Genomic DNA, 20,044 nt, shown 5'->3' with positions numbered 1-20,044 from the left:
AAGGCAATACGGGATCGAAAAACCAGAAGGTTATGCCGCCATTTTTATAAAAGGCAGTGGATAGCGTTAATTTTTTCCGCAGGCACACAAGATGATGTGCTTAAATAACAGACAGAGCGTGAGAAAACCCCGCATAAACGGGCCAGAAGATACACAAAAGGCGCGTTTTACGCGCCTGTCTGCACAACGTTACAGCATTACCAGACCTGATTAGCGATATCGACCACTAAACGAATCTTCTGCCATTGTTCGGCTTCGCTCAGGCTGTTGCCCTCTTCGGTAGAGGCAAAGCCGCACTGCGGGCTGAGGCAGATCTGGTCCAGGCTGACATACTGCGTCGCCTCTTCCAGCCGGGCTTTCACCTGCGCCGGATCTTCCAGCTCACCCACTTTGGTGGTGATCAGACCCAGAACAACCTGCTGGTGGCCCGGCTTAATGTAACGCAGTGGCTCAAAGCCGCCGGAACGGGCGTTGTCATACTCCAGGAAGAATGCATCCACGTTGACGCTGCCGAACAGGATTTCTGCCACCGGCCCATAGCCGCCTTCAGAGATCCAGGTGGAGCGGAAATTCCCGCGGCAGACATGCAGACCCACGGTCAGATCGGCAGGTTTATCTTCCAGCGCTTTATTCAGCACCTGAGCATACGTCTGGGCAAGCTGGTCCGGATCATCGCCACGTGCGCGGATATCGCGCTTCTGATCTTCGGAACAGAGGTACGCCCAGACAGTGTCATCCAGCTGCAGATAGCGACAGCCCGCGTCGTAAAACGCCTTGATCGCCTGCTTGTAAGTCTGTGCCAGATCGTCGAAGTAGTCCGCCAGATCCGGATAAACTTCCGAATCAATCACTTTGCGGCCACCGCGGAAGTGCAGCACGCTGGGGCTGGGAATAGTCATCTTCGGCACCGCATCACCGGCAATACCCCGCAGGAAGCGGAAATGGTCGAGCATCGGGTGATCCGCCGGGAAACCGAGTTTGCTCACCACTTTAACGCCATGCGCTTTGGTCTGCACGCCATTAAACTGGATGCCCTGCTCCGCTTCATAGCTCTCAACGCCGTCAAGGCCATAGAAGAAGTCGAAATGCCACCAGCCGCGACGGAACTCGCCGTCTGTCACTACTTTCAGGCCATTTTCACGCTGTTTCGCGACCACATCGCGAATTGCCGCATCTTCCACCTGACGCAGAGTGGTGGCATCAATTTCTCCGGCTGAAAACTGTTCGCGTGCCTGCTTAATGGCTGCGGGACGCAGGAAGCTGCCAACGGTGTCGGCGCGGAACGGGGCGGTTTCTCTTTGCATGATCACTCCTGTCTCTCCTGCAAATGATTACGGCAGGAAATAATTACATTCTGATATAAATAGCCATCTGGATGGCTATATGTCTGAATGCAGGGTGACACGAGTAACTTCTGTCTGCAACTGAAGAAAATTCAGTGATGATGAAAAAAATTCAGGTTGAAAGATTATTGCAGCGCTGCGCGCGCCTGCGCCATCTGGCTGTCGGAGAGCGGCAGGTAGCCCGCTTCGCTGACGCGCCGCTGTCCCTGCACGGAAAGCACATGCTGCAGAAACGCGGCCACCAGCGGCGGCAGCGGTTTACCGGGCGCTTTGTTGACATAGAGATAGAGCGGACGCGCCCAGGGATAGCGGCCGCTGCGGATCGCATCGGCATTCGGAGTAATCGCCTGTCCCTGGTCATTCACCACCGCCAGCATTTTTACGCCGCTGAGGTGAAAGCCGAAACTGGCGTAGCCGATGCTACGCGAATTACCGGCCACCGCCTGCACCACCGCAGCCGAGCCGGGAAACTCCGCTACGTCGCTGCGGAAATCGCCTTTGCACAGCACCTGCTGTTTGAAGAACCCCCAGGTCCCGGAGGCAGAGTTACGTCCATAGCGCTGAATGGGTCGTTGACGCCACTGGTCGCCGGTTAAACCGAGATCGCCCCAGCGCAGCGGCACACTGAGCGCGCCACACAGGCGGGTAATCGAGAAAATAGCGTCGAGCTGACGCGGTTCAATCTGCTGCAGCGGATTGCGCTGATTCACGACCACCACCAGCGCATCCATCGCTACCGGCACCGCCAGCGGCGGGTAGCCGTAGCGCGCCTCAAAGGCCTGACGTTCATCGGCCTGCATCGGGCGGCTCATCGGCCCGAGCTGTGCGGCACCCGCCGCCAGCGCGGTCGGCGCGGTAGACGAACCCGAGGCCTGAACCTGCACATTGACGCCCGGAGCCTGGCGACTAAAGTCCTCGCCCCACAGCGTCATCAGATAGCCGAGCGTATCGGATCCCACGCTGCTGAGATTGCCGGAGAGCGTGCCGGGCTGGGCCAGAGACAGGCCCGGCAGCAGAGAGACGATCAACAAAACAAGGATGCGCATCAGGGAGATCCGGCAGCGATTAATGAACGGCATTCTCCTGCATCACGCTGTTCACAATCAACCTCGCGGGCAGCGTAAAGGTAAAACAGGTCTCTTTATTCGGTACGCTGGTGATCTCCAGCCGGGCGTTATGATGGCTCAGAGCATGTTTCACAATCGCCAGTCCCAGCCCGCTGCCGCCGGTGGCGCGCGAACGCGCCTTATCAACCCGGTAGAACCGCTCGGTGAGGCGCGGGATATGTTCTGAGGCGATACCCGGCCCGTTATCGCACACCCTGAAGGTCGCACCCTGTTTGCCACGCAGCCAGCTGATATCGATCCGCGTGCCATCCGGGGTGTGATTGACCGCGTTGTACACCAGATTGGAGATAGCGCTGCGTAGCTGTTCGTCATTACCGAACACTTTCAGGTGGGGATCGGTGTGAAAATGGATATCGTGACGACCGGCACTTAGCGTCGCCGCCTCATGCTGCAGCAGTTTCAGCATCACCGGCACATCGACCTTCTCTTTGAGATCGATCGCAGGCGCGGCTTCAATGCGCGACAGTGTCAGCAACTGCTTAACAAGGCTGTCCATGCGACGCGTCTGCTCCGACATGGTGTGCAGCGCTTTACTGCGCGAAGGCTCGCTCATCACCGAGTCATTCATCATCTCCAGATAGCCCTGCAGCACGGTGAGCGGCGTGCGTAACTCATGACTGACGTTGGCAAAGAAGTTGCGGCGCGCCCCTTCCAGCTGATGCATCTGCGTCACATCACGGGCCACCAGCAGCCACTGCCCTTCGCTGTAGGGCATGACGCGGAATTCCATATGAAGCTTATTGTTCAGAACCAGCGTCAGCGGCTTGTCGAAATCGCGCTGGCGCAGATAGCGGGAGAACTCCGGGTAGCGCAGCAGATTGAGGATATTCTGGCCATTATCTTCCGGCCAGCGCAGACCCAGATGCTGCTGCGCCAGGCCGTTACACCAGAAAATAGTGCCCTCTTCCGTCGTCAGGATCACCGCATCCGGCAGGGACTCAGCCCCACTGCGGAAACGCTTAATCAGATTGCCGAGTTCGCGCCGCCGCCGGCGGTTGCGCAGCTGCATCTGGTAAAGGCCATAAAACAGGGGTTCCCAGCTGGCACGCCCGGCCGGTGGCGTCATGGTGCGGTCGAGCCACAGCCAGTGCGACAGCCGCATCAGATTGTGGAAATGCCACAACAGCACCATGACCACGCTCAGCAGCAGCCACCAGGGCAGACCGCCAAACAGCAGGCCCAGTAGCGCGGCAGGCAGACAGGCCAGCAGCAGTTCTGTCAGTAATCTCTTCCAGGAGAGGCGTTCCAGCACGGTAAAGGCTCCGTTTAGTAGCGGGCAGAGAAACGATACCCTGTTCCACGGACGGTTTGTACCATGCGATCGTGGCCGGAGACTTCCAGCGCTTTACGTAAACGGCGAATGTGAACATCGACAGTGCGATCCTCCACATACACATTGGTGCCCCAGACGTGGTTCAGCAGCTGTTCGCGGCTGTAGACGCGTTCCGGGTGGGTCATAAAGAAGTGCAGAAGCTTATATTCGGTAGGGCCCATCTCCAGCGGCGTGGTTTCGGACATCACGCGATGTGAGGAGGGATCCAGACTCAGCCCCTGCATTTCAATCACCTCTTCCACCGCCATCGGCGAAATGCGGCGCATCACCGCTTTGATCCGCGCCATCAGCTCCTTGGGTGAAAACGGCTTGGTAATGTAATCATCGGCACCGACTTCCAGACCGCGTACCCGATCTTCCTCTTCGCCGCGCGCGGTCAGCATCATCACCGGGATATCGCGGGTCATCGCCTCGCGCTTCAGATGCTTGATAAACTGAATCCCGCTGCCACCGGGTAACATCCAGTCCAGCAAAATCAGATCGGGCCAGGGTTCAATCAGCTTGCCAACGGCGCTGTCATAATCTTCCGCCTCGATTGGCTGATAGTCGTTCTGCTCCAGAACAAAACACAACATTTCACGGATGGGGGCTTCATCCTCCACAACCAAAATGCGCTTAGCCATTATTACTCCTGCTGATTATGACGGCTGTCACTGAGATTCGCGGCGCCATTATGCGTCAGATTTGTGACACTTTTATGAAAACATAACCTGCCTGTAACCTCATCGGTAATCATTTATGGCAGCGCAGCGACAATTTTTTGCTTTGGCCGCAGAGCCAGTATAATCGCCGGGCGAATCACAACGGCAGGGACTCATCATGCGCATTATTCATACTGCGGACTGGCATCTGGGGCAGTTCTTCTACAACAAAAGTCGGGCGGCAGAACATCAGGCGTTTCTCGACTGGCTGTTGATCCAGATTGAACAGCATCAGGTGGATGCGCTGATCATTGCAGGCGACCTGTTTGATACCGGCACGCCGCCCAGCTACGCCCGCGAGATGTTTAACCGCTTCGTGGTAGCACTGCAGCCTACCGGCTGTCAGCTGATTGTGCTGGCGGGTAACCACGATTCCGTGGCAACGCTGAATGAGTCACGCGAGCTGCTGGCCTGTCTCAACACGCGGGTGATCGCTACACCGCAGGCGCAGGATGATGTGCTGCTGCTCAACACCCGCCAGGGCGAGCCGGGCGCGTTGCTGTGCGCCATTCCCTATCTGCGCCCGCGCGATATCCTGCGCAGCCGGGCGGGTCAGTCGGGCCGCGATAAGCAGACCTCGCTGCTGGAGGCGATTGCCCACCACTATCAGCAATGTTTCGCCGCCGCCCAGGCACTGGACTATGCGCTACCAATTATAGCTACCGGTCACCTCACCACCGTCGGCGTCAGCCAGAGCGATTCGGTGCGCGACATTTACATCGGCACGCTGGACGCGTTTCCCGCCAGCGCGTTTCCCGCTGCTGACTATATTGCGCTCGGCCATATTCATCGCGCCCAGCGCGTGGCCGGAAGCGAGCATATCCGCTACAGCGGCTCGCCGATTCCACTGAGCTTTGATGAGCTGGGGACTGAAAAGAGCGTCTTCCTGCTGGAACTGGCGGCCAGCGGCCTGCAGTCCGTTACGCCGCTGGAGGTGCCACAGGCGCAGCCGATGCAGGTGCTGAAAGGTTCGCTGGCGCAGATAGCGGAACAGTTAAATGCCTTCAGTACGGCAGAGCAGGAAAAACCGACCTGGCTCGACATCGAAGTGACCACCCAGGAGTACCTCAGCGATCTACAGCGCCAGGTCGAAACCCTGACCGCCACGCTGCCGGTCAAGGTATTGCTGCTGCGCCGCAGTCGTGAACAGCGGCAGCAGAGCCTGGCGCGGCTCGACAACGAAACGCTGAGTGAGCTGAAGGTGGAAGAGGTCTTCGCGCGCCGTCTGGCGCTGGATGAGGAGCTGCAACCGGCGCAAATTGACGAGATGACCACGCTGTTTCGCCAGACGCTGGCCGCCATGGAAGAGACCCAATGAAGATCCTCACGCTACGATTTAAAAACCTCAATGCCCTGCGCGGTGAATGGTTCATCGACTTCCGCGCCGAGCCTTTTGCCAGCAACGGCCTGTTTGCCATTACCGGTGCCACCGGGGCGGGTAAAACCACCCTGCTGGACGCCATCTGCCTGGCGCTCTATCACCAGACGCCGCGCCTGGGCGCAATTTCCCAGAGCCAGAATGCGCTGATGACCCGCGACTGCGCCGAATGTCTGGCTGAAGTCGAGTTTGAGATCAAAGGTGAAGCCTGGCGCGCCTTCTGGAGCCAGAACCGCGCGCGCGGCACCGCTGACGGCAAGCTACAGGCGCCGCGCGTTGAGCTGGCGCGCTGTGACGACAACACTATTGTTGCCGATAAGGTCGGTGACAAGCTGAAGCTCATCGAAACCCTCTCCGGACTCGATTTCGAGCGCTTCACCCGCTCGATGATGCTGTCACAGGGACAATTTGCCGCCTTTCTCAACGCGAAAGCCAGTGAACGCGCCGAACTGCTGGAGGAGCTGACCGGCACCGAAATCTATGGCCTGATTTCCGCTGCCATCTACGAGCGTCATAAAGAGGCGAAAACCCAGCTGGATCTGCTGCGCAGCCAGGCGGGTGCGATGGCGCTGCTGGATAGCGACGCCCGTGACGCGCTGCACCAGCAGCTCAGCGATCTGACCAGGGCTGAACAGCAGCTCAGCGCGGATTATCAGCAGACGCAGCAACAGCAGCAGTGGCAGCAACAGGCACAGCAGTTACTGCAGGAGAGTGCGCAGGCTGAAGCGTCGCAGCAGCAGGCGCAGGCCGCCTCCCAGGCGGCCGAAACCGACCGCCAGCGGCTGGCTCGCAGCGAACCGGCTGAAAAGCTGCGGGTAAAACTGCAGCAGCGCGACGCATTGCGCAGTGAACACCAGCAGGCTGAGAACCGCTATCAGCAGCTCACCTCAGCGGCGGCGCAGGCGCAGAACCAGCAGCAGCATCATCAGCAGAATTATGCGGCCAGCCAGACCGCCCGCCAGCAGGCGCAGCAGGATCAGCAGCAGCAGGAGAGCCTGCTGACGGAACAGGTGCTGCCGCTGGATCAGCGCATCACGACACTGCAGCAGCAGCTTGCAGAGCAGCAGCAGGAAAATGCCCGGCAGCAGCAGCATGCCGACCAGACTCAGGCCAGCCTGACGCAACAGAAGCAGCAGGTCGCGGGCTGGCAGCAGGCGATTGCCGAACAGCATCAGTTACGTGAGCAATTGGCCGATCTGGCGCACTGGGGGGCTTCGCTGCCGGTATGGCAGGAGAACTTTGCCCTGCTGGCACAGCGTGAGACGACGCTGGCAGGACTGACACAACAGCGCATACAGCAGCAGCAGCAGATCGATGCGCAACAGGCGAAACAGCAGCAACAGGCACAACAGGCACTGCCGCGCCAGCAGGCGGAAAAACAGTCCCGCCAGGCGCTGTTGCAGGCGGAGCAGGCACTCACTTCGCTTCAGGAGCTGCATCCGCCTGCCGCACTGCGTCAGGCATTAAGCCAGTTGCAGAGCAGCCGTCCGGCGCGTCAGCAACTGCTGCTGCTCTCAACGCAGTGGCAGCCGCTGCATCAGCAGCTGGGCCAGCGCCAGCAAAGACTGAGCGCGCTGGAAAAAGCGCATCAGCAGAGTGAAGCGGAACTCCAGAGCCTGCGCGAGACGTGGAAACGCGAAAAACAGCAGCTGGATGATGTCGAAAAAATCTGCGCGCTGGAGCAGCAGATTGTTGACCTCAGCGATTACCGCGCCCGGCTCACCGCCGATCAGCCCTGCCCCCTGTGCGGCTCCTGCACCCACCCCGCCGTCGAGGCCTACAGCACACTTGAAGTAAGTGCTAACCAACAGCGCCGGGCTGCGCTGCAACAACAAACCGAGGCACTGCGCGAAGCGGGTACGGCAAAAAACGAACAGCTGAAGCAGTCAGTATTTCAGCAGCAGACCCTGCGCGAGGAAATCGCAGGGATGCAGCAACAGCTTGATCAGCTTGAGCAACAGTGGCAGGCGCTGAGCAGTGAGCTGGCACTTACCTTCCCGCTTGCCGATCGCGAGGCCTTATCCGCGTGGCAGCAGCAGCAAAGCGACCGTGAAAGTCAGCTTGAGCAGCATCGACTGGCTCAGGAGGCCGCTGAACAGGCGCGTCAGGCTGCGAAAGATCATCATCTTCAGCAGCTGCAGGCCTGGCAGCAGCACCAGCAGGCCGAACAGCTGGCGCAGCAGTCGCTGACCAGCCTGCAACAGGCGCTGGATGCGCTGCAACAGCGTCAGCAGCAGGAACAGCAGGCTCGGGAGCAGTTGCAGAGCCGTCTGAAGCAGCAGTTCAGCGCACACAATCTTGCCCTGCCCGATGCCGCCGATCGCGATGCGTGGCTGGCGGAGCAACAGCGGCGCTGGCAGCGCTGGCAGGAAAGTGAGCAGTTGCTCGCTAACCTGCAACCGCAGCTGTTAAAAGGGGAAACCCAGCTCACTGCCCTGCAGCAGCAGGCTGAACAGGAACAGCAGCAGCTCACGACCCGTCAGCAGCAGCAGCAGAAGAGCCAGGCGCAGCTCAGCGAAATGCGTCAGCAGCGTCTGGCGCTGTTTGGCGATCGCGATGTCGCCAACGCCCGTCAGCAGCTGCAGGCCCGCGTTCAGCACGCTGATGAACAGCTGGCACAGCAGCTCACCGCCCTGCAACAGGCGCAGGCCGAGGTCAATCGCCTGCAGGGTGAACTGTCGGGGCTGGAAAATCAGCGTCAGATGCTCAGCGGCAAACTGGCAGAGGCAGAAAGCACGCTGCAGCAGACACTGGAGAGCGCCGGATTTGCCGATGAAGCCAGCCTGCGCGCGGCGCTGCTGGATGAGCAGACTGTGCTGCAACTGCGCCAGCAGCTGCAGCAGCTCGATCAACAATGCCAGCAGCAGCAGGCGCGACTGGCGGATCTGCACCAGCGGCTCAGCGCCCATCAGCAGGCAAAGCCCGACGCGATGCCGGAATCTGCGGAAGCGCTGACGCAGCAGCTGGAGCAGTTACGGCTGGCCCTGCGCGACAACGCCAGCCAGCAGGGTCAGATTCAGCAGCAGCTGCACAGCGACGCCAGCCTCCGCGCCCGACAGCAGAGCCTGATGACGCAGATTGAACAGGATGCTGCAGTGCTGGCGCAGTGGAGCCTGCTCAACGATCTGATCGGCTCCGCCAGCGGCGATAAATTCCGGCGCTTCGCCCAGGGTTTAACGCTGGATCATCTGGTAGCGCTCGCCAACCGTCAGCTCGATCGGCTGCATGGCCGTTATCTGCTGCAGCGCCGGGCGCAGGATCAGCTGGAGCTGGATGTCGTCGATACCTGGCAGGCCGATGCGGCACGCGATACCCGCACGTTATCAGGTGGCGAGAGCTTCCTGGTCAGTCTGGCGCTGGCGCTGGCGTTATCGGATCTGGTCAGCCACAAAACGCGCATCGAATCGCTGTTTCTGGATGAGGGGTTCGGCACGCTGGATGCTCAGACGCTGGACACCGCGCTGGATGCACTGGACGCGCTGAACGCCAGCGGCAAAACCATTGGGGTGATCAGCCACGTGGAAGCGATGAAAGAGCGTATCCCGGTGCAGATTAAAGTGCGTAAAATGAATGGCCTGGGTTACAGCCAGCTCGAGCTGCCGCAGGGATAACGGGCGCCAGAGCGCCCGTCTGAGTTTGATCAGCGGGCGCTGACGACTTTGAAGCGAGGGCCGGTGAGTAATCCGCCCTGCTCATTTTGGGCCAGCATACGATTGCTGGTCAGTCCGGCCACGGTGTGCGCTTTATCCGTGACGTTGCTGGCTATCTGTTTGATCGCCGCATTCACCAGCATCCCCACCAGTCCGCCATTATTATTGTTGTTCTCTTCACTGTCGCTGGCAGTGGCCTTACCCTGCCAGATCTCTTTGCCGCTGCGCAAATCCACCAGCCGTGCTTTGGCGGACACCGTGGTCACACTGTCGATCACCCGATAGCTGCTGCCATAGTCGCTGATCGAGATATAGAGCGCACTGTCGGCGTGGAAGATCTCATTCAGACGTTTCGCGCTGACCGCCTGGGCGTCGCTCGCGCTGGTCAGGCCGTGCTGCTGAAAGGTCTCTTCAACCACCGCCACCGGGAAGACGTAATAACCGGCTTCGGCCAGCGGACGCGTCACCAGCGAGTTCAGGCTGTGAGCGGCGTTGATATCCGGCGAGGTGTTAGTGGCAGGCAGCACCAGAATCGAGGCGGGCTTGCTGGCACGAAACGCAGTGTAGTCGTACGGTTTTTTTGGCTGCGCACAGCCGGTCAGCAACAGCACCATCAGCGCGCCGCTCAGGGCAATCCATTTTTTCACTGTACCACTCCTTGTTTTTTACTCATCAGAAAATCCATGTAAGGTGCTGATTCGGAGAACAGCTGTTTCTCGGTGGCGAACTGACCAAACGCTTTATTGGTATCACCCGTTTTAGCGTAGAGCAGGCCGAGCTGCGCATGCAGGCCTGGCGGTACGGGCTGACCCGCAGCACGGGCTTTTTCCACATCCAGATTCAGCGCATCGATCTGCTTCAGCGGATCGCCGCTTTGCTGATAGTAGCTATAAATCTGTTCCTGATAGTCGCCCCAGTAATAGATCGTTTTCGGCGCTTTTGGCGTACAGCCGGCCAGCAGCGCCGCTGCCATCAGCAGGCTGCTCAGTGTCATCATTTTCATTTACTGCTTCCTTATTTAGCCGGACGCCATGCGCCGTTGTTGATTCCATCCACTAAATGATCGACTGCTTCGCGAATCGCCAGATCCATCACTTTGCCGTTCAGCGTCGAGTCATAGCTGCTGGTGCCGCCAAAGCCGATCACTTCACGCGCCGAAAGCTGGTACTCGCCCGCCCCCTGGGTGCTGTAAACCACTTCAGAGGTGGCGACATCCACCACGTTCAGATTCACTTTGGCATAGGCAATCTGAGTTTTGCCGCGGCCCAGAATGCCCCACAGCTGCTGATCGCCCACTTCTTTGCGGCCAAACTCGGTGATATCACCGGTGATGATGTAGTTCGCGCCTTTGATATTTTGCTGGCTGCGTTTGAAGTCTGACTCCTGCTGCAACTCTTTCAGATTGCTGCGATCCAGCACGCTGAAGCGATTGGTCTGCTGCAGATGGGTAATCAGAATGGTTTTCGACTGATTACCCAGCCGATCGACGCCATCAGAGAAGATGCCGTTCATGTACGAGGAGCGGTTATCAAACTGACCTACCGCAATCGGGCTGCGCACGCCCTGATAAACAGGCTGGCTGGCTGCGCGAACCTGCGGAGCCTGAATAGCACGGGAAGATTCGGTAGCACAGCCGCTAATCAGCGAGGTGGTTAACAAGGAGAGTGCCGCAAAGGCATATTTTTTCTGCATTTCTAATCCATGAAGTGAAAAGAGACATCATCCGCACAGGGGCGGTAAATTCTGGTTCTGCCGACAGTCGGAGGAATGCCATAGCATTCAGCAGGCCGGTCTGTAGACTGTCGGCAGCAGACCAAAAGATCTTTAGAAGAAAGTGGCTAATTTAATGAATTTAATTAATACGATAGTGAGAATACTGGCAGGTGTGATTATTGCAGTGTTGCTCAGCGCCTGTCAGCAACCTGTGTCAAAGCAACGTGATAGCGTGGCAAACCTGTGTGAGCCTGCGAAGGATCCGGACAGCAAATCCTGTCACTGGACTAATCAAATGCAGCCGGTACTGAATCGGCAGTTTACTGATGCGACGCGTTATGCCGGTCAGCAATGTCTGGTACGGATGGAGTGGCAGCAGCACAGCAGACATTATGCAGTGACGCAGACTCAGGGGGATGAGGCGCTCTGCCTGCGTGCCTGGCAGCTGGTGGCACAAACGCGCGATCTGCCACCGCCGCCGGCGCCGGGACAACCGGCGTGGTTTGGCTTTGCGCCGCATGGTTAGCTGGCCAGACCTTCCTGGCGCCACTGGCGCGGACTGATGCCAAACCAGCGGCGAAATGCGCGCGAGAACGCGCTGACTTCCGAGTAGCCCAGCAGCAGCGCCATTTCTGAGATCGGCAGCTGCTTCTGCTGCAGATAGTGCGTTGCCATTTCGCAGCGCACCTGATCCACCAGCGCAGTAAAGCTGCTACCCTCTTCGCGCAGTCGCCGCTGCAGTGACCAGCTCGACAGCCCGAGTTTATCCGCCACCTCTTCCAGCACCGGCTCGCCCTGCATCAGCGATAAATTAACCTGCGAGCGTGCCTGCTCAATCATGCTCTGCTGAGACGTCCCGCGGTTCAGCCGCCGGATCGCATCCTGCATCACCATCAACAGGATCGGATCGCTCTCCGGCATTGCGCGCAGCAGATCACGTTTCGGGATCACCAGCGAATTAAACGGCTGATCGAACCAGACCGGCGCATCAAACACTTTGCAGTGATCGTGCCACTGGCCGGGACGCGGATGCTCGAAATGGACTTCGCGTGGTGCCCAGTGTCTGCCCGCGACATGGCGGATCAGATTCATAAACATCCCCAGCGTCAGCTCTGCATCCTGACGGCGCGACAGAATAGCCCCGTGGCGCACCTGATAGTCGAGCCGCCAGCACTCTCCCTTATCCACCAGCCGGGTTAAGGTGTCGTGCTGATGCCAGGGAAACGCGTTAACCACATTGTGCAGCGCCTGTTCCAGCGTGGCGGAGCACAAGCCAATGTAGCCGATCAGGCCTAATGACTGCGGTTTAAACTGCCTGCCGTAGTGCAAACCGAAGTTATCAAAACCGGAGTGGCGCGCCGCCTCTTCCAGCACCCGACAGTAGTTAACCAGCCCCAGGCTCAGCGTCGGGCTGGCCAGGCGCTCCGGATCGATGCCGCTGATGCCGAAGATGCGATCAACATCGCCGCCCTGAGTATGAATAAACTCGCTTAAGCCGGTCGCCGCCGCAGCCAGCACGCCGTGATTGCCTGCCCCTGCCGCGGCAGAGCAGGCCGCAAACGCATCGGGCTTGATCAGTGTCGGATTCATGGTCGCCTCAGTCAGAAGTCAGGTGGATCACCCATTCCTGAGATCAGAGCAAATTCCATACCAGGTCCCCAGGGACCCGCCGCACCGCCTGCGGGCGGTCCGGACTGCGCGCGGACACGGCATCCGGCACTGCGGCGGCGCAGCCACGCCCGCCGCTGGTGCATCAGACGCCGACCGGCAGCGGTTTCCCCTCCAGATAATCGCGGCAGAGGCGGACCGAGTGACTGGCCCACTCCGGGCCGAGACTGCGCGCCATTTCGGTTTCAGCATGCGATCCCACCCAGGCGGTGAGCTGGATACGACGCTGGATTAGCAGCGCGGACAGCATGGCCATCTCCGCATCGCTGATATGCGCCACCTGCTCATAACCGCGTATCCAGTGATCGATCCACTCTGCCGCGCGAGGATGATGCTCAACAAAACTGATCGCGGCCGCCAGATCGTGCAGATACCAGCCGAGTCCGCAGTCATCAAAGTCGATCACCCGCGTTTCGCCCTTGTGCAGCAGCAGATTGGTCAGCCGCAGATCGGCGTGGATCAGGCCATAGCGATCCGATCCCTTACCAAACTGCGCCATCGCCGCGCCGACCTGCGCGATCGTCTGTTCGACGACGCCGTGATCGGCAACAGGCAGATTGGGCGCATCCTGCCAGCGCCCCCAGTGACTCTCAGCGCTGGTCATGGTGTGGTGATCCCAGATAATCCGCTGGAAACCCGCGGGCGGCTGCCACTGTTTGCTGTGCTGATGCAGCCGCGCGGTAATCTGGCCCAGTTGCTGAAAGGCGCGGGGGTCAACGTCAGTGGTCGGCATCTCGCCGTCGATCCAGTGAAACAGTACCACGTAGCGTTCACCGCCATCCGGCAGCCGCAGCGTCAGCACGGTTTCGCCCGCGTTGTCCGGGACGGCTTCCGGCACCATAATGCCGGTTTCGCGCAGCGCGTCGAGCCACAGCAGTTCGCTGAGGATATCCGCTTTCTGATGATAATCGCCGCGATGCAGCCGCAGCGCATAACGCCGGCCAGCTGCCTGCAGCAGGAACGTGGCGTTCTCTGAGCGGCACAGCAGGCTGAGCTGCCCCTGCAGCGCGGCGGGATAACAGGTCAGCGCCTGTTGCGCCATCAGGGTGAGTTGGGAATCAGTCAGGTTGTCATATTGTTTAGCGCTCATCATCCGGCTCCTTTTCACTTGCGTTATCTCAGCATGCGTTGCCAGAAGGTGAGCTGCTTGACCTCAGAAGAGACAAAGTTGACCGCAGCGTGCAGCTGGCCAGGTTGTTGCCTGCGAGTTGACCGTGGAGGACAGAAGTCACTGCGCCCGCGTCAAGTCGTGGTGAGTAATGCAACGGCATTATCCCCTTACTTTAGTAGTTATGGCGGTGTAACGCCGCGTGAGACCAACAACGACGGGGATAACAGTAATGACAAACAGACTCAAGCCCACTCTGGGCACCCTGCATCTGTGGGGGATTGCGGTTGGCCTGGTGATCTCAGGCGAATATTTTGGCTGGAGTTACGGCTGGGCGGTGGCAGGCACGCTGGGATTTCTGGTGACCACGGCGCTGATCGCCACGCTCTACACCTGCTTTATTTTTAGCTTCACCGAGCTGACCACCGCGATCCCCCATGCGGGCGGCCCCTTTGCCTATAGCCGTCGTGCCTTTGGCGAAACCGGCGGGCTGATTGCCGGTCTGGCAACACTGATTGAGTTTGTCTTTGCGCCACCAGCGATCGCTATGGCGATCGGGGCTTATCTCAACGTTCAGTATCCCGAGCTCAACCCGAAAACTGCGGCGGTCGGCGCGTACCTGGTGTTTATGACGCTGAATATTCTCGGCGTAAAACTGGCAGCGATGTTCGAACTGGTTGTCACCGTGCTGGCGGTCATTGAGCTGCTGGTGTTTATGGGCGTGGTCTCACCTGGCTTCAGCCTGGCGAACTTCGCCGCACACGGCTGGGCGGGCAGCGACAGCTTCGGACTGCCCGCCTTCTCCGGCATTTTCGCCGCTATCCCCTTCGCCATCTGGTTTTTCCTTGCCATAGAGGGTGCCGCGATGGCGGCCGAAGAGGCGAAAGATCCGACCCGCACCATTCCCCGCGCCTATATCAGCGGGATCCTGACGCTGGTGGTGCTGGCAATTGGCGTGATGCTGATGGCAGGCGGCGCAGGTGACTGGCGCAAACTGGCCGATATTAATGATCCGCTGCCGCAGGCGATGAAAATGATCGTTGGCGAACACTCTAACTGGATGCATATGCTGGTGTGGATTGGGCTGTTTGGCCTGATTGCCAGCTTCCACGGCATCATCCTTGGTTACTCACGGCAGTTTTTTGCCCTGGCCCGCGCGGGCTATCTGCCCCCTTCGCTGGCAAAACTGTCACGTTTCCAGACCCCGCATCGCGCAATTATTCTCGGCGGCGTGCTGGGCATCGCGGCGATTTACAGCGATGGCGTGATTAATCTGCAGGGGATGACGCTGACGGCAGCGATGATCACCATGGCGGTGTTTGGCGCGATTGTGATGTACATCATGAGCATGCTGAGCCTGTTTAAACTGCGCCGCAGCGCGCCGGAGATGGTGCGCAGTTTCCGCGCGCCGGGTTATCCGATTGTACCGGGCATCGCCCTGCTGCTGTCAGTCGTCTGCCTGCTGGCGATGCTGTGGTTTAATCCGGTGATTGGCGCGCTGTTTGTCGCCATCATGGTGGTCGGCTATCTCTATTTCCTCGCCACCAAAGCGCAGCGCGATCGGGCACCGCAGGACACGATGCTGGCTGGCGAATAACCGCGGCGCGGCAGGATGCTGCGCCAGAGGTTAACGGTTCAGCACCCGGACTTCAGGTGCTGAACCGCAGACAGGAACGGCATCAGCCGTTAAGCGGCCAGAGCCACGCCGCACCGCGCACGCCGCTGGAATCGCCATGCTGCGCCTTCAGCACTGGCGTTTCACACTCCCCGCCAAACACCCACTTCTTCATCAGCACGGGTACGGTCTGATAGAGACGATCCACATTGCTCATCCCGCCACCCAGCACGATCACGTCGGGATCGATCAGGTTTACCACCTGCGCCAGCGATTTGGCCAGCCGCAGCTCATAGCGGCTCATCGCCAGTTCGGCGATCGGATCCTGCTGTGCCAGCAGCGAAACGATCTCTGCGCCTTTGCGATGCACGCCGCTCAGCCGCTGATAGTCGATACCAAAACCGGTGCCGGAAACAAAGGTCTCGATACAGCCCTGCTGCCCGCAATAACAGGGCACTTCCTGGCGGTAGCGCAGCTCATCTTCATCCATCCACGGCAGCGGATTGTGGCCCCACTCACCAGCATTGCCGTTGCCACCGATGCGCGATTCCCCGTTGATCGCCACACCCGCGCCCGACCCGGTGCCGATGATCACGGCAAACACCAGCGGCTGTCCCGCTCCCGCCCCATCAACCGCTTCCGACACAGCCAGGCAGTTAGCATCGTTGGCGATGCGCACTTCCCGGTTCAGCGCCTGAGCCAGATCTTTATCCAGCGGCTGGCCGTTGAGCCAGGTGGAGTTGGCATTTTTCACCCGCTTACTGAAGGGCGAAAGCGAGCCAGGGATCCCAAGGCCGACCGTACCAGTCTCGCCGGTTTTCTGCTCCGCCAGTGTGACGAGTTCGACAATCGCCTGCACCGTTGCCTGATAGTCATCACGCGGGGTGTTCACCCGATGGCGGAACAGCTCCTGTCCCTTATCCGACAATGCAATCACTTCTGTCTTGGTGCCACCCAGATCTATGCCTATGCGCAAGGTTACGTCCTCGTTATTCATTCAGGTGAGAGATACAGTAGAAGGCGGCTGCCTTAAAGGCAATGAAACCACTCCGATGTTTCGCTATCATGCGCGCTGACTCTCGCAGACTTGTGCGCCCGATCGCGCCCCGGTAAGGAATCCCGATGTTGTGGTTTAAAAATATGATGGTTTATCGTCTGAATCGTGACATTCCGTTGTCCGCAGATGAGATGGAAAAACAGCTCGACGCCTTCACGTTTTCACCGTGTGGCAGTCAGGATATGAGCAAGACCGGCTGGGTCCCGCCGATGGGTAACCGCAGCGATGCGCTGACCCACGAGAACAAAGGCCAGATTGTGATTTGCGCTCGTAAAGAGGAGAAAATCCTGCCGTCGCCGGTCGTGAAACAGGCGCTGGAAGCGAAAATCGACAAGCTGGAATCTGAGCAGAGCCGCAAGCTCAAAAAGACCGAAAAAGATTCGCTGAAAGATGAAGTGCTGCACAGCCTGCTGCCGCGCGCCTTCAGCCGTTTCAGCCAGACTTATCTGTGGATCGACACGGTCAATAACCTGATTATGGTTGACTGTGCCAGCGCGAAAAAAGCGGAAGATACTCTGGCGCTGCTGCGCAAAAGCCTGGGTTCACTGCCGGTGGTGCCGCTGACGCTGGAAAATCCGATTGAGCTGACGCTGACCCAATGGGTGCGTTCAGGCGACCTGCCTGCCGGGTTTGCACTGATGGATGAAGCGGAGCTGAAAGCGCTGCTGGAAGATGGCGGCGTGATCCGCTGTAAGAAACAGGATCTGGTGTGTGACGAGATCGCCAACCATATCGAAGCCGGTAAGGTAGTGACCAAACTGGCACTCGACTGGCAGGAGCGCATTCAGTTCGTGCTGGCGGATGACGGTTCGGTAAAACGTCTGAAGTTCAGCGACACGCTGCGCGACCAGAATGACGATATCGATCGCGAAGATTTTGCCCAGCGCTTTGATGCAGACTTTATTCTGATGACCAGCGAACTGGCGGCACTGACCAGCAATCTGGTGAAAGCGCTAGGCGGCGAAGCCCAGCGTTAATTCAACAGGCAGGGTTGCCAGAAAAAACGTTTTATGCCAAAAAAATGGTCGCTTAGCGGCCATTTAAGCACCTATGCCAAAAAGGTCGATCTGACAGCAGCGGAAAAGCATAAAGCGCTGGGAACAGGGTCAGAAGAGGAAAGCGTCCCGCGCCATGAACAAAAACGCCGGGAGCGTTTTTGAACAACGCAACGCGTTGGCCCGGCAACGGGCGCACCTCAGGGATGAGGTGCGTAATCGCGCGGGCCGAGCGGCCAGGGATTGGCTTTAGCGTCTTTCCGATCTGACCCTGTTCCCTGAGCTGGGGCATGATCCCACCACGGTTCGGGTCAGAAGTTGTCAAAAAAGGCCGCTAAGCGGCCCTTTTTTTAATCTTTATCTTTCAGGTAACGGCAGAGATAGGAACTTGGCTCGCCAACCTGCAGATGAAATTCGCTGTGACCCGGCACGTTAAATACCGAACCGGCTTCAAACCATTTCCATTCGGTCTCACCTGGCAGCAGCACCTTAAGCGAGCCGCTGACCACGGTCATCTCTTCCGGCTGGCCGGTACCAAATGTGTATTCACCTTCAGCCATCACGCCCACGCTGGCACGGCCGGTGCTCGCACTGTCAAAACCGATAGATTTAACTTTTCCGTCAAAATACTCACTTACGTTGAGCATAATAGTTCTCCAGAGCACATGTTGTGTGTCAGGCAGTGTAGAAGGGAACCCACTGATCTGTCACGCGAAATGATGGCAGTTTGTGATCCCCTGCGTCAGGGCAGCAACTCCGCCGCCAGTCGGGCTGCCAGCTGGTTAGAGAGCAGAACCGGCACATCCAGCCGCTGCTGTAACCATGCCCGATGGTGCTGGTGATAGCCCATGCAGTCAAGCACCACCAGCTCTGCGCCCTGCGCTTTCAGGCGGTTTGCGGCATCGGCGAAAGTTGCCTCATCGCCCTGATAGGGGCTGGCGACCGCAAAACAGGGCTGCGCGGGCAGTGGCTGCCACTTGCCGGCCTGTTCAACAATCTGCTCCTCAACCGGCACCACAATCCCGACCCGTTGCTGCTGCACCATGGCGCGGATAAGCGGAGGAATGATGCGATCCGGCTCCAGCAGCAGCGCACGCTGGGTCACAAGTCGGCTGAATTCACCCGTGCATAGCAACAGAATGGTGTCATACCCCATCTGCTCCAGCGCGCTGATTTTACGCTGTAACCCCTGCTCCACTTTCGACGCCGACAGCCGCACCTGTTCGCCACTCTGTAACCGAGACACCAGAACTTTATCGCCTGCGGCTGGCGCGAAGTGGTCGGCAATCTCAGTAGCGTCCAGTCCATCCAGCAGACCGGCATGATCGGTCACCGCATCCGGCAGATGCTGACGCAGCAACGGCAGAATATCGCTGCGGGGTGACTGCCCGATTGTCAGGGTCGCCAGTGATTTCGCCATCTTAGTGATTCCGGTGACGCAGGTGTGCCAGGCTGCCATAGAGCGTGATCAGCCGCGCATACTCTTCAGCGTCATAGAAGTGACAGGTTCCACGACCAAACTCCTTAGCCACCTCAATAGCAAACTTCGCCGCTGCCGCAATATCCACCTCATGACTGGCCCCGGTTCCGCAGCCCGGCACCACCGACTCGGCAGTGATCGCCACACCGACCACCGGCACATCGGTGGCGGTCGAGGGTTGCAGGATGCTGTTGAGGTGATAAACACCATTGCCGTAAGGGGTAATATCCTGCGTAGTGATAGGAAAGGTCACCGCCGGACGGCCGCTGGTCATCTCCATAATGCGCAGCAGATCTTCCGAAACCCGCAGGATATAGCCCTCTTTCACCGTCGGCGACAGGGCAAATCCTTTGTGATTGATAATGCGGTTACCTTTGGTGGTATCGATCGACAGAATTGCATCCACGTCCGCCACCACTTCATTATCATTCATGGTGACATCATCAATCGGCGAATCCATAAAATCGACCGGCTGATGCGGCCGTGTCGGTGCATCGGGACAGATATGGGTAGTGATAATCACGTCGCCGGCGAGCCTGTCGCCTTTACTCTGCATATGCGCCAGTTTAAGCGCGCTGGCGATCGCCGCTATTGCGCCATCCGCATCGGATACCATGCCGATACGCCCAGGACGGGCACCAATGCCACCCAGGCGACCGATGATGCCCAGCGTCGGTGCCGTGCCGCCACCTGATTTACCCTGCGTACCCGGGATATCAATACGCACAAAATCAGTACGACCTTTGGGGCCGGTGACGCGGGTAAAGCGGGCCATAATGTCCGGATAAGTTGTAAACAGATCCACGACCTGCTGCCCGTCAATGTGGGCGCTATCCAGTAACTCAAAAACCGCCAGGGTCTGCTGCAAGCTCATGC

General features: G+C 58.9%; 18 protein-coding genes. 5 read left to right on the top strand and 13 right to left on the bottom strand.

Annotated elements, in window-relative coordinates:
- Positions 1-197: 197 nt before the first annotated feature.
- The 4 genes from QSK07_RS16505 to phoB all read right to left on the bottom strand — a co-directional run bounded on the left by QSK07_RS16505 (position 198) and on the right by phoB (position 4,426).
- The gene (locus QSK07_RS16505; RefSeq protein ID WP_285720940.1) at positions 198-1,304 is read right to left on the bottom strand and encodes a cobalamin-independent methionine synthase II family protein; all 1,107 of its coding nucleotides are present in this window, start codon (positions 1,302-1,304) and stop codon (positions 198-200) included.
- A 164-nt stretch (positions 1,305-1,468) separates the two neighbouring features.
- Entirely contained in the window at positions 1,469-2,389 is a 921-nt protein-coding gene (locus QSK07_RS16500) for a PstS family phosphate ABC transporter substrate-binding protein (protein WP_285720941.1), read from the bottom strand.
- Positions 2,390-2,408: 19 nt separating this feature from the next.
- Positions 2,409-3,722: a phosphate regulon sensor histidine kinase PhoR gene (gene phoR, locus QSK07_RS16495; RefSeq protein ID WP_285720942.1), complete on the bottom strand. Its 1,314-nt coding sequence runs from the start codon at positions 3,720-3,722 to the stop codon at positions 2,409-2,411.
- Positions 3,723-3,736: 14 nt separating this feature from the next.
- Complete coding sequence (gene phoB / locus QSK07_RS16490; protein WP_003852491.1) at positions 3,737-4,426, bottom strand: phosphate response regulator transcription factor PhoB; 690 nt, start codon at positions 4,424-4,426, stop codon at positions 3,737-3,739.
- 196 nt (positions 4,427-4,622) lie between these two features.
- Here phoB and sbcD point away from each other — a divergent pair, with 196 nt between their 5' ends.
- Positions 4,623-5,822 (top strand): exonuclease subunit SbcD, encoded by a 1,200-nt coding sequence (gene sbcD / locus QSK07_RS16485; protein ID WP_285720943.1) that lies wholly within the window; start codon positions 4,623-4,625, stop codon positions 5,820-5,822.
- Positions 5,819-9,493, top strand: coding sequence for an AAA family ATPase (locus QSK07_RS16480; protein WP_285720944.1), 3,675 nt, complete (start codon positions 5,819-5,821; stop codon positions 9,491-9,493). The genes sbcD and QSK07_RS16480 overlap by 4 nt, the downstream gene beginning before the upstream one ends.
- 29 nt (positions 9,494-9,522) lie before the next feature.
- On the opposite strand, the gene QSK07_RS16475 is transcribed toward QSK07_RS16480, so the two are convergent.
- Genes QSK07_RS16475 through QSK07_RS16465 form a run of 3 tightly spaced genes read right to left on the bottom strand, consistent with a single transcriptional unit; the run spans position 9,523 to position 11,224 of the window.
- Positions 9,523-10,179 (bottom strand): DUF799 domain-containing protein, encoded by a 657-nt coding sequence (locus QSK07_RS16475; RefSeq protein WP_285720945.1) that lies wholly within the window; start codon positions 10,177-10,179, stop codon positions 9,523-9,525.
- The gene (locus tag QSK07_RS16470; protein WP_098051350.1) at positions 10,176-10,535 is read right to left on the bottom strand and encodes a DUF4810 domain-containing protein; all 360 of its coding nucleotides are present in this window, start codon (positions 10,533-10,535) and stop codon (positions 10,176-10,178) included. The genes QSK07_RS16475 and QSK07_RS16470 overlap by 4 nt, the downstream gene beginning before the upstream one ends.
- An 11-nt stretch (positions 10,536-10,546) precedes the next feature.
- Entirely contained in the window at positions 10,547-11,224 is a 678-nt protein-coding gene (locus tag QSK07_RS16465) for a CsgG/HfaB family protein (protein ID WP_098051351.1), read from the bottom strand.
- A gap of 154 nt (positions 11,225-11,378) precedes the next feature.
- On the opposite strand from QSK07_RS16465, the gene QSK07_RS22875 reads away from it, so the two are divergent.
- Positions 11,379-11,771, top strand: coding sequence for a cell envelope integrity TolA C-terminal domain-containing protein (locus QSK07_RS22875; protein ID WP_098051352.1), 393 nt, complete (start codon positions 11,379-11,381; stop codon positions 11,769-11,771).
- Here QSK07_RS22875 and qhpR read toward each other — a convergent pair.
- Together qhpR and QSK07_RS16450 are read right to left on the bottom strand one after the other, a co-directional pair.
- Positions 11,768-12,835 (bottom strand): AraC-like transcriptional regulator QhpR, encoded by a 1,068-nt coding sequence (gene qhpR / locus QSK07_RS16455; RefSeq protein WP_098051353.1) that lies wholly within the window; start codon positions 12,833-12,835, stop codon positions 11,768-11,770. The genes QSK07_RS22875 and qhpR overlap by 4 nt on opposite strands.
- A gap of 163 nt (positions 12,836-12,998) precedes the next feature.
- Entirely contained in the window at positions 12,999-14,003 is a 1,005-nt protein-coding gene (locus QSK07_RS16450) for a phosphotransferase enzyme family protein (protein WP_285721000.1), read from the bottom strand.
- A 250-nt stretch (positions 14,004-14,253) separates the two neighbouring features.
- Between QSK07_RS16450 and eat the strand changes: the two genes are divergently transcribed.
- Complete coding sequence (gene eat / locus QSK07_RS16445) at positions 14,254-15,618, top strand: ethanolamine permease (RefSeq protein WP_195857294.1); 1,365 nt, start codon at positions 14,254-14,256, stop codon at positions 15,616-15,618.
- 82 nt (positions 15,619-15,700) lie between these two features.
- Here eat and mak read toward each other — a convergent pair whose 3' ends face one another.
- Positions 15,701-16,612 (bottom strand): fructokinase, encoded by a 912-nt coding sequence (mak, locus tag QSK07_RS16440; RefSeq protein ID WP_285720946.1) that lies wholly within the window; start codon positions 16,610-16,612, stop codon positions 15,701-15,703.
- A gap of 146 nt (positions 16,613-16,758) precedes the next feature.
- Here mak and rdgC point away from each other — a divergent pair, with 146 nt between their 5' ends.
- The gene (gene rdgC, locus QSK07_RS16435) at positions 16,759-17,670 is read left to right on the top strand and encodes a recombination-associated protein RdgC (protein ID WP_285720947.1); all 912 of its coding nucleotides are present in this window, start codon (positions 16,759-16,761) and stop codon (positions 17,668-17,670) included.
- Positions 17,671-18,038: 368 nt separating this feature from the next.
- On the opposite strand, the gene ppnP is transcribed toward rdgC, so the two are convergent.
- The 3 genes from ppnP to QSK07_RS16420 all read right to left on the bottom strand — a co-directional run bounded on the left by ppnP (position 18,039) and on the right by QSK07_RS16420 (position 20,042).
- Positions 18,039-18,335: a pyrimidine/purine nucleoside phosphorylase gene (gene ppnP / locus QSK07_RS16430; RefSeq protein WP_013356948.1), complete on the bottom strand. Its 297-nt coding sequence runs from the start codon at positions 18,333-18,335 to the stop codon at positions 18,039-18,041.
- 95 nt (positions 18,336-18,430) lie between these two features.
- The gene (locus tag QSK07_RS16425; protein WP_285720948.1) at positions 18,431-19,108 is read right to left on the bottom strand and encodes an AroM family protein; all 678 of its coding nucleotides are present in this window, start codon (positions 19,106-19,108) and stop codon (positions 18,431-18,433) included.
- A 1-nt stretch (position 19,109) separates the two neighbouring features.
- Entirely contained in the window at positions 19,110-20,042 is a 933-nt protein-coding gene (locus tag QSK07_RS16420; protein WP_098051357.1) for a DUF1177 domain-containing protein, read from the bottom strand.
- Between the last annotated feature and the right edge of the window lie 2 nt (positions 20,043-20,044).

The organism is Pantoea sp. QMID4 (assembly GCF_030270445.1).
GTDB classification, from domain to species: domain Bacteria; phylum Pseudomonadota; class Gammaproteobacteria; order Enterobacterales; family Enterobacteriaceae; genus Pantoea; species Pantoea vagans.
The sequence above is the reverse complement of the archived record's forward strand: the minus strand, read 5'-3'. Positions and strand labels throughout refer to the sequence as shown.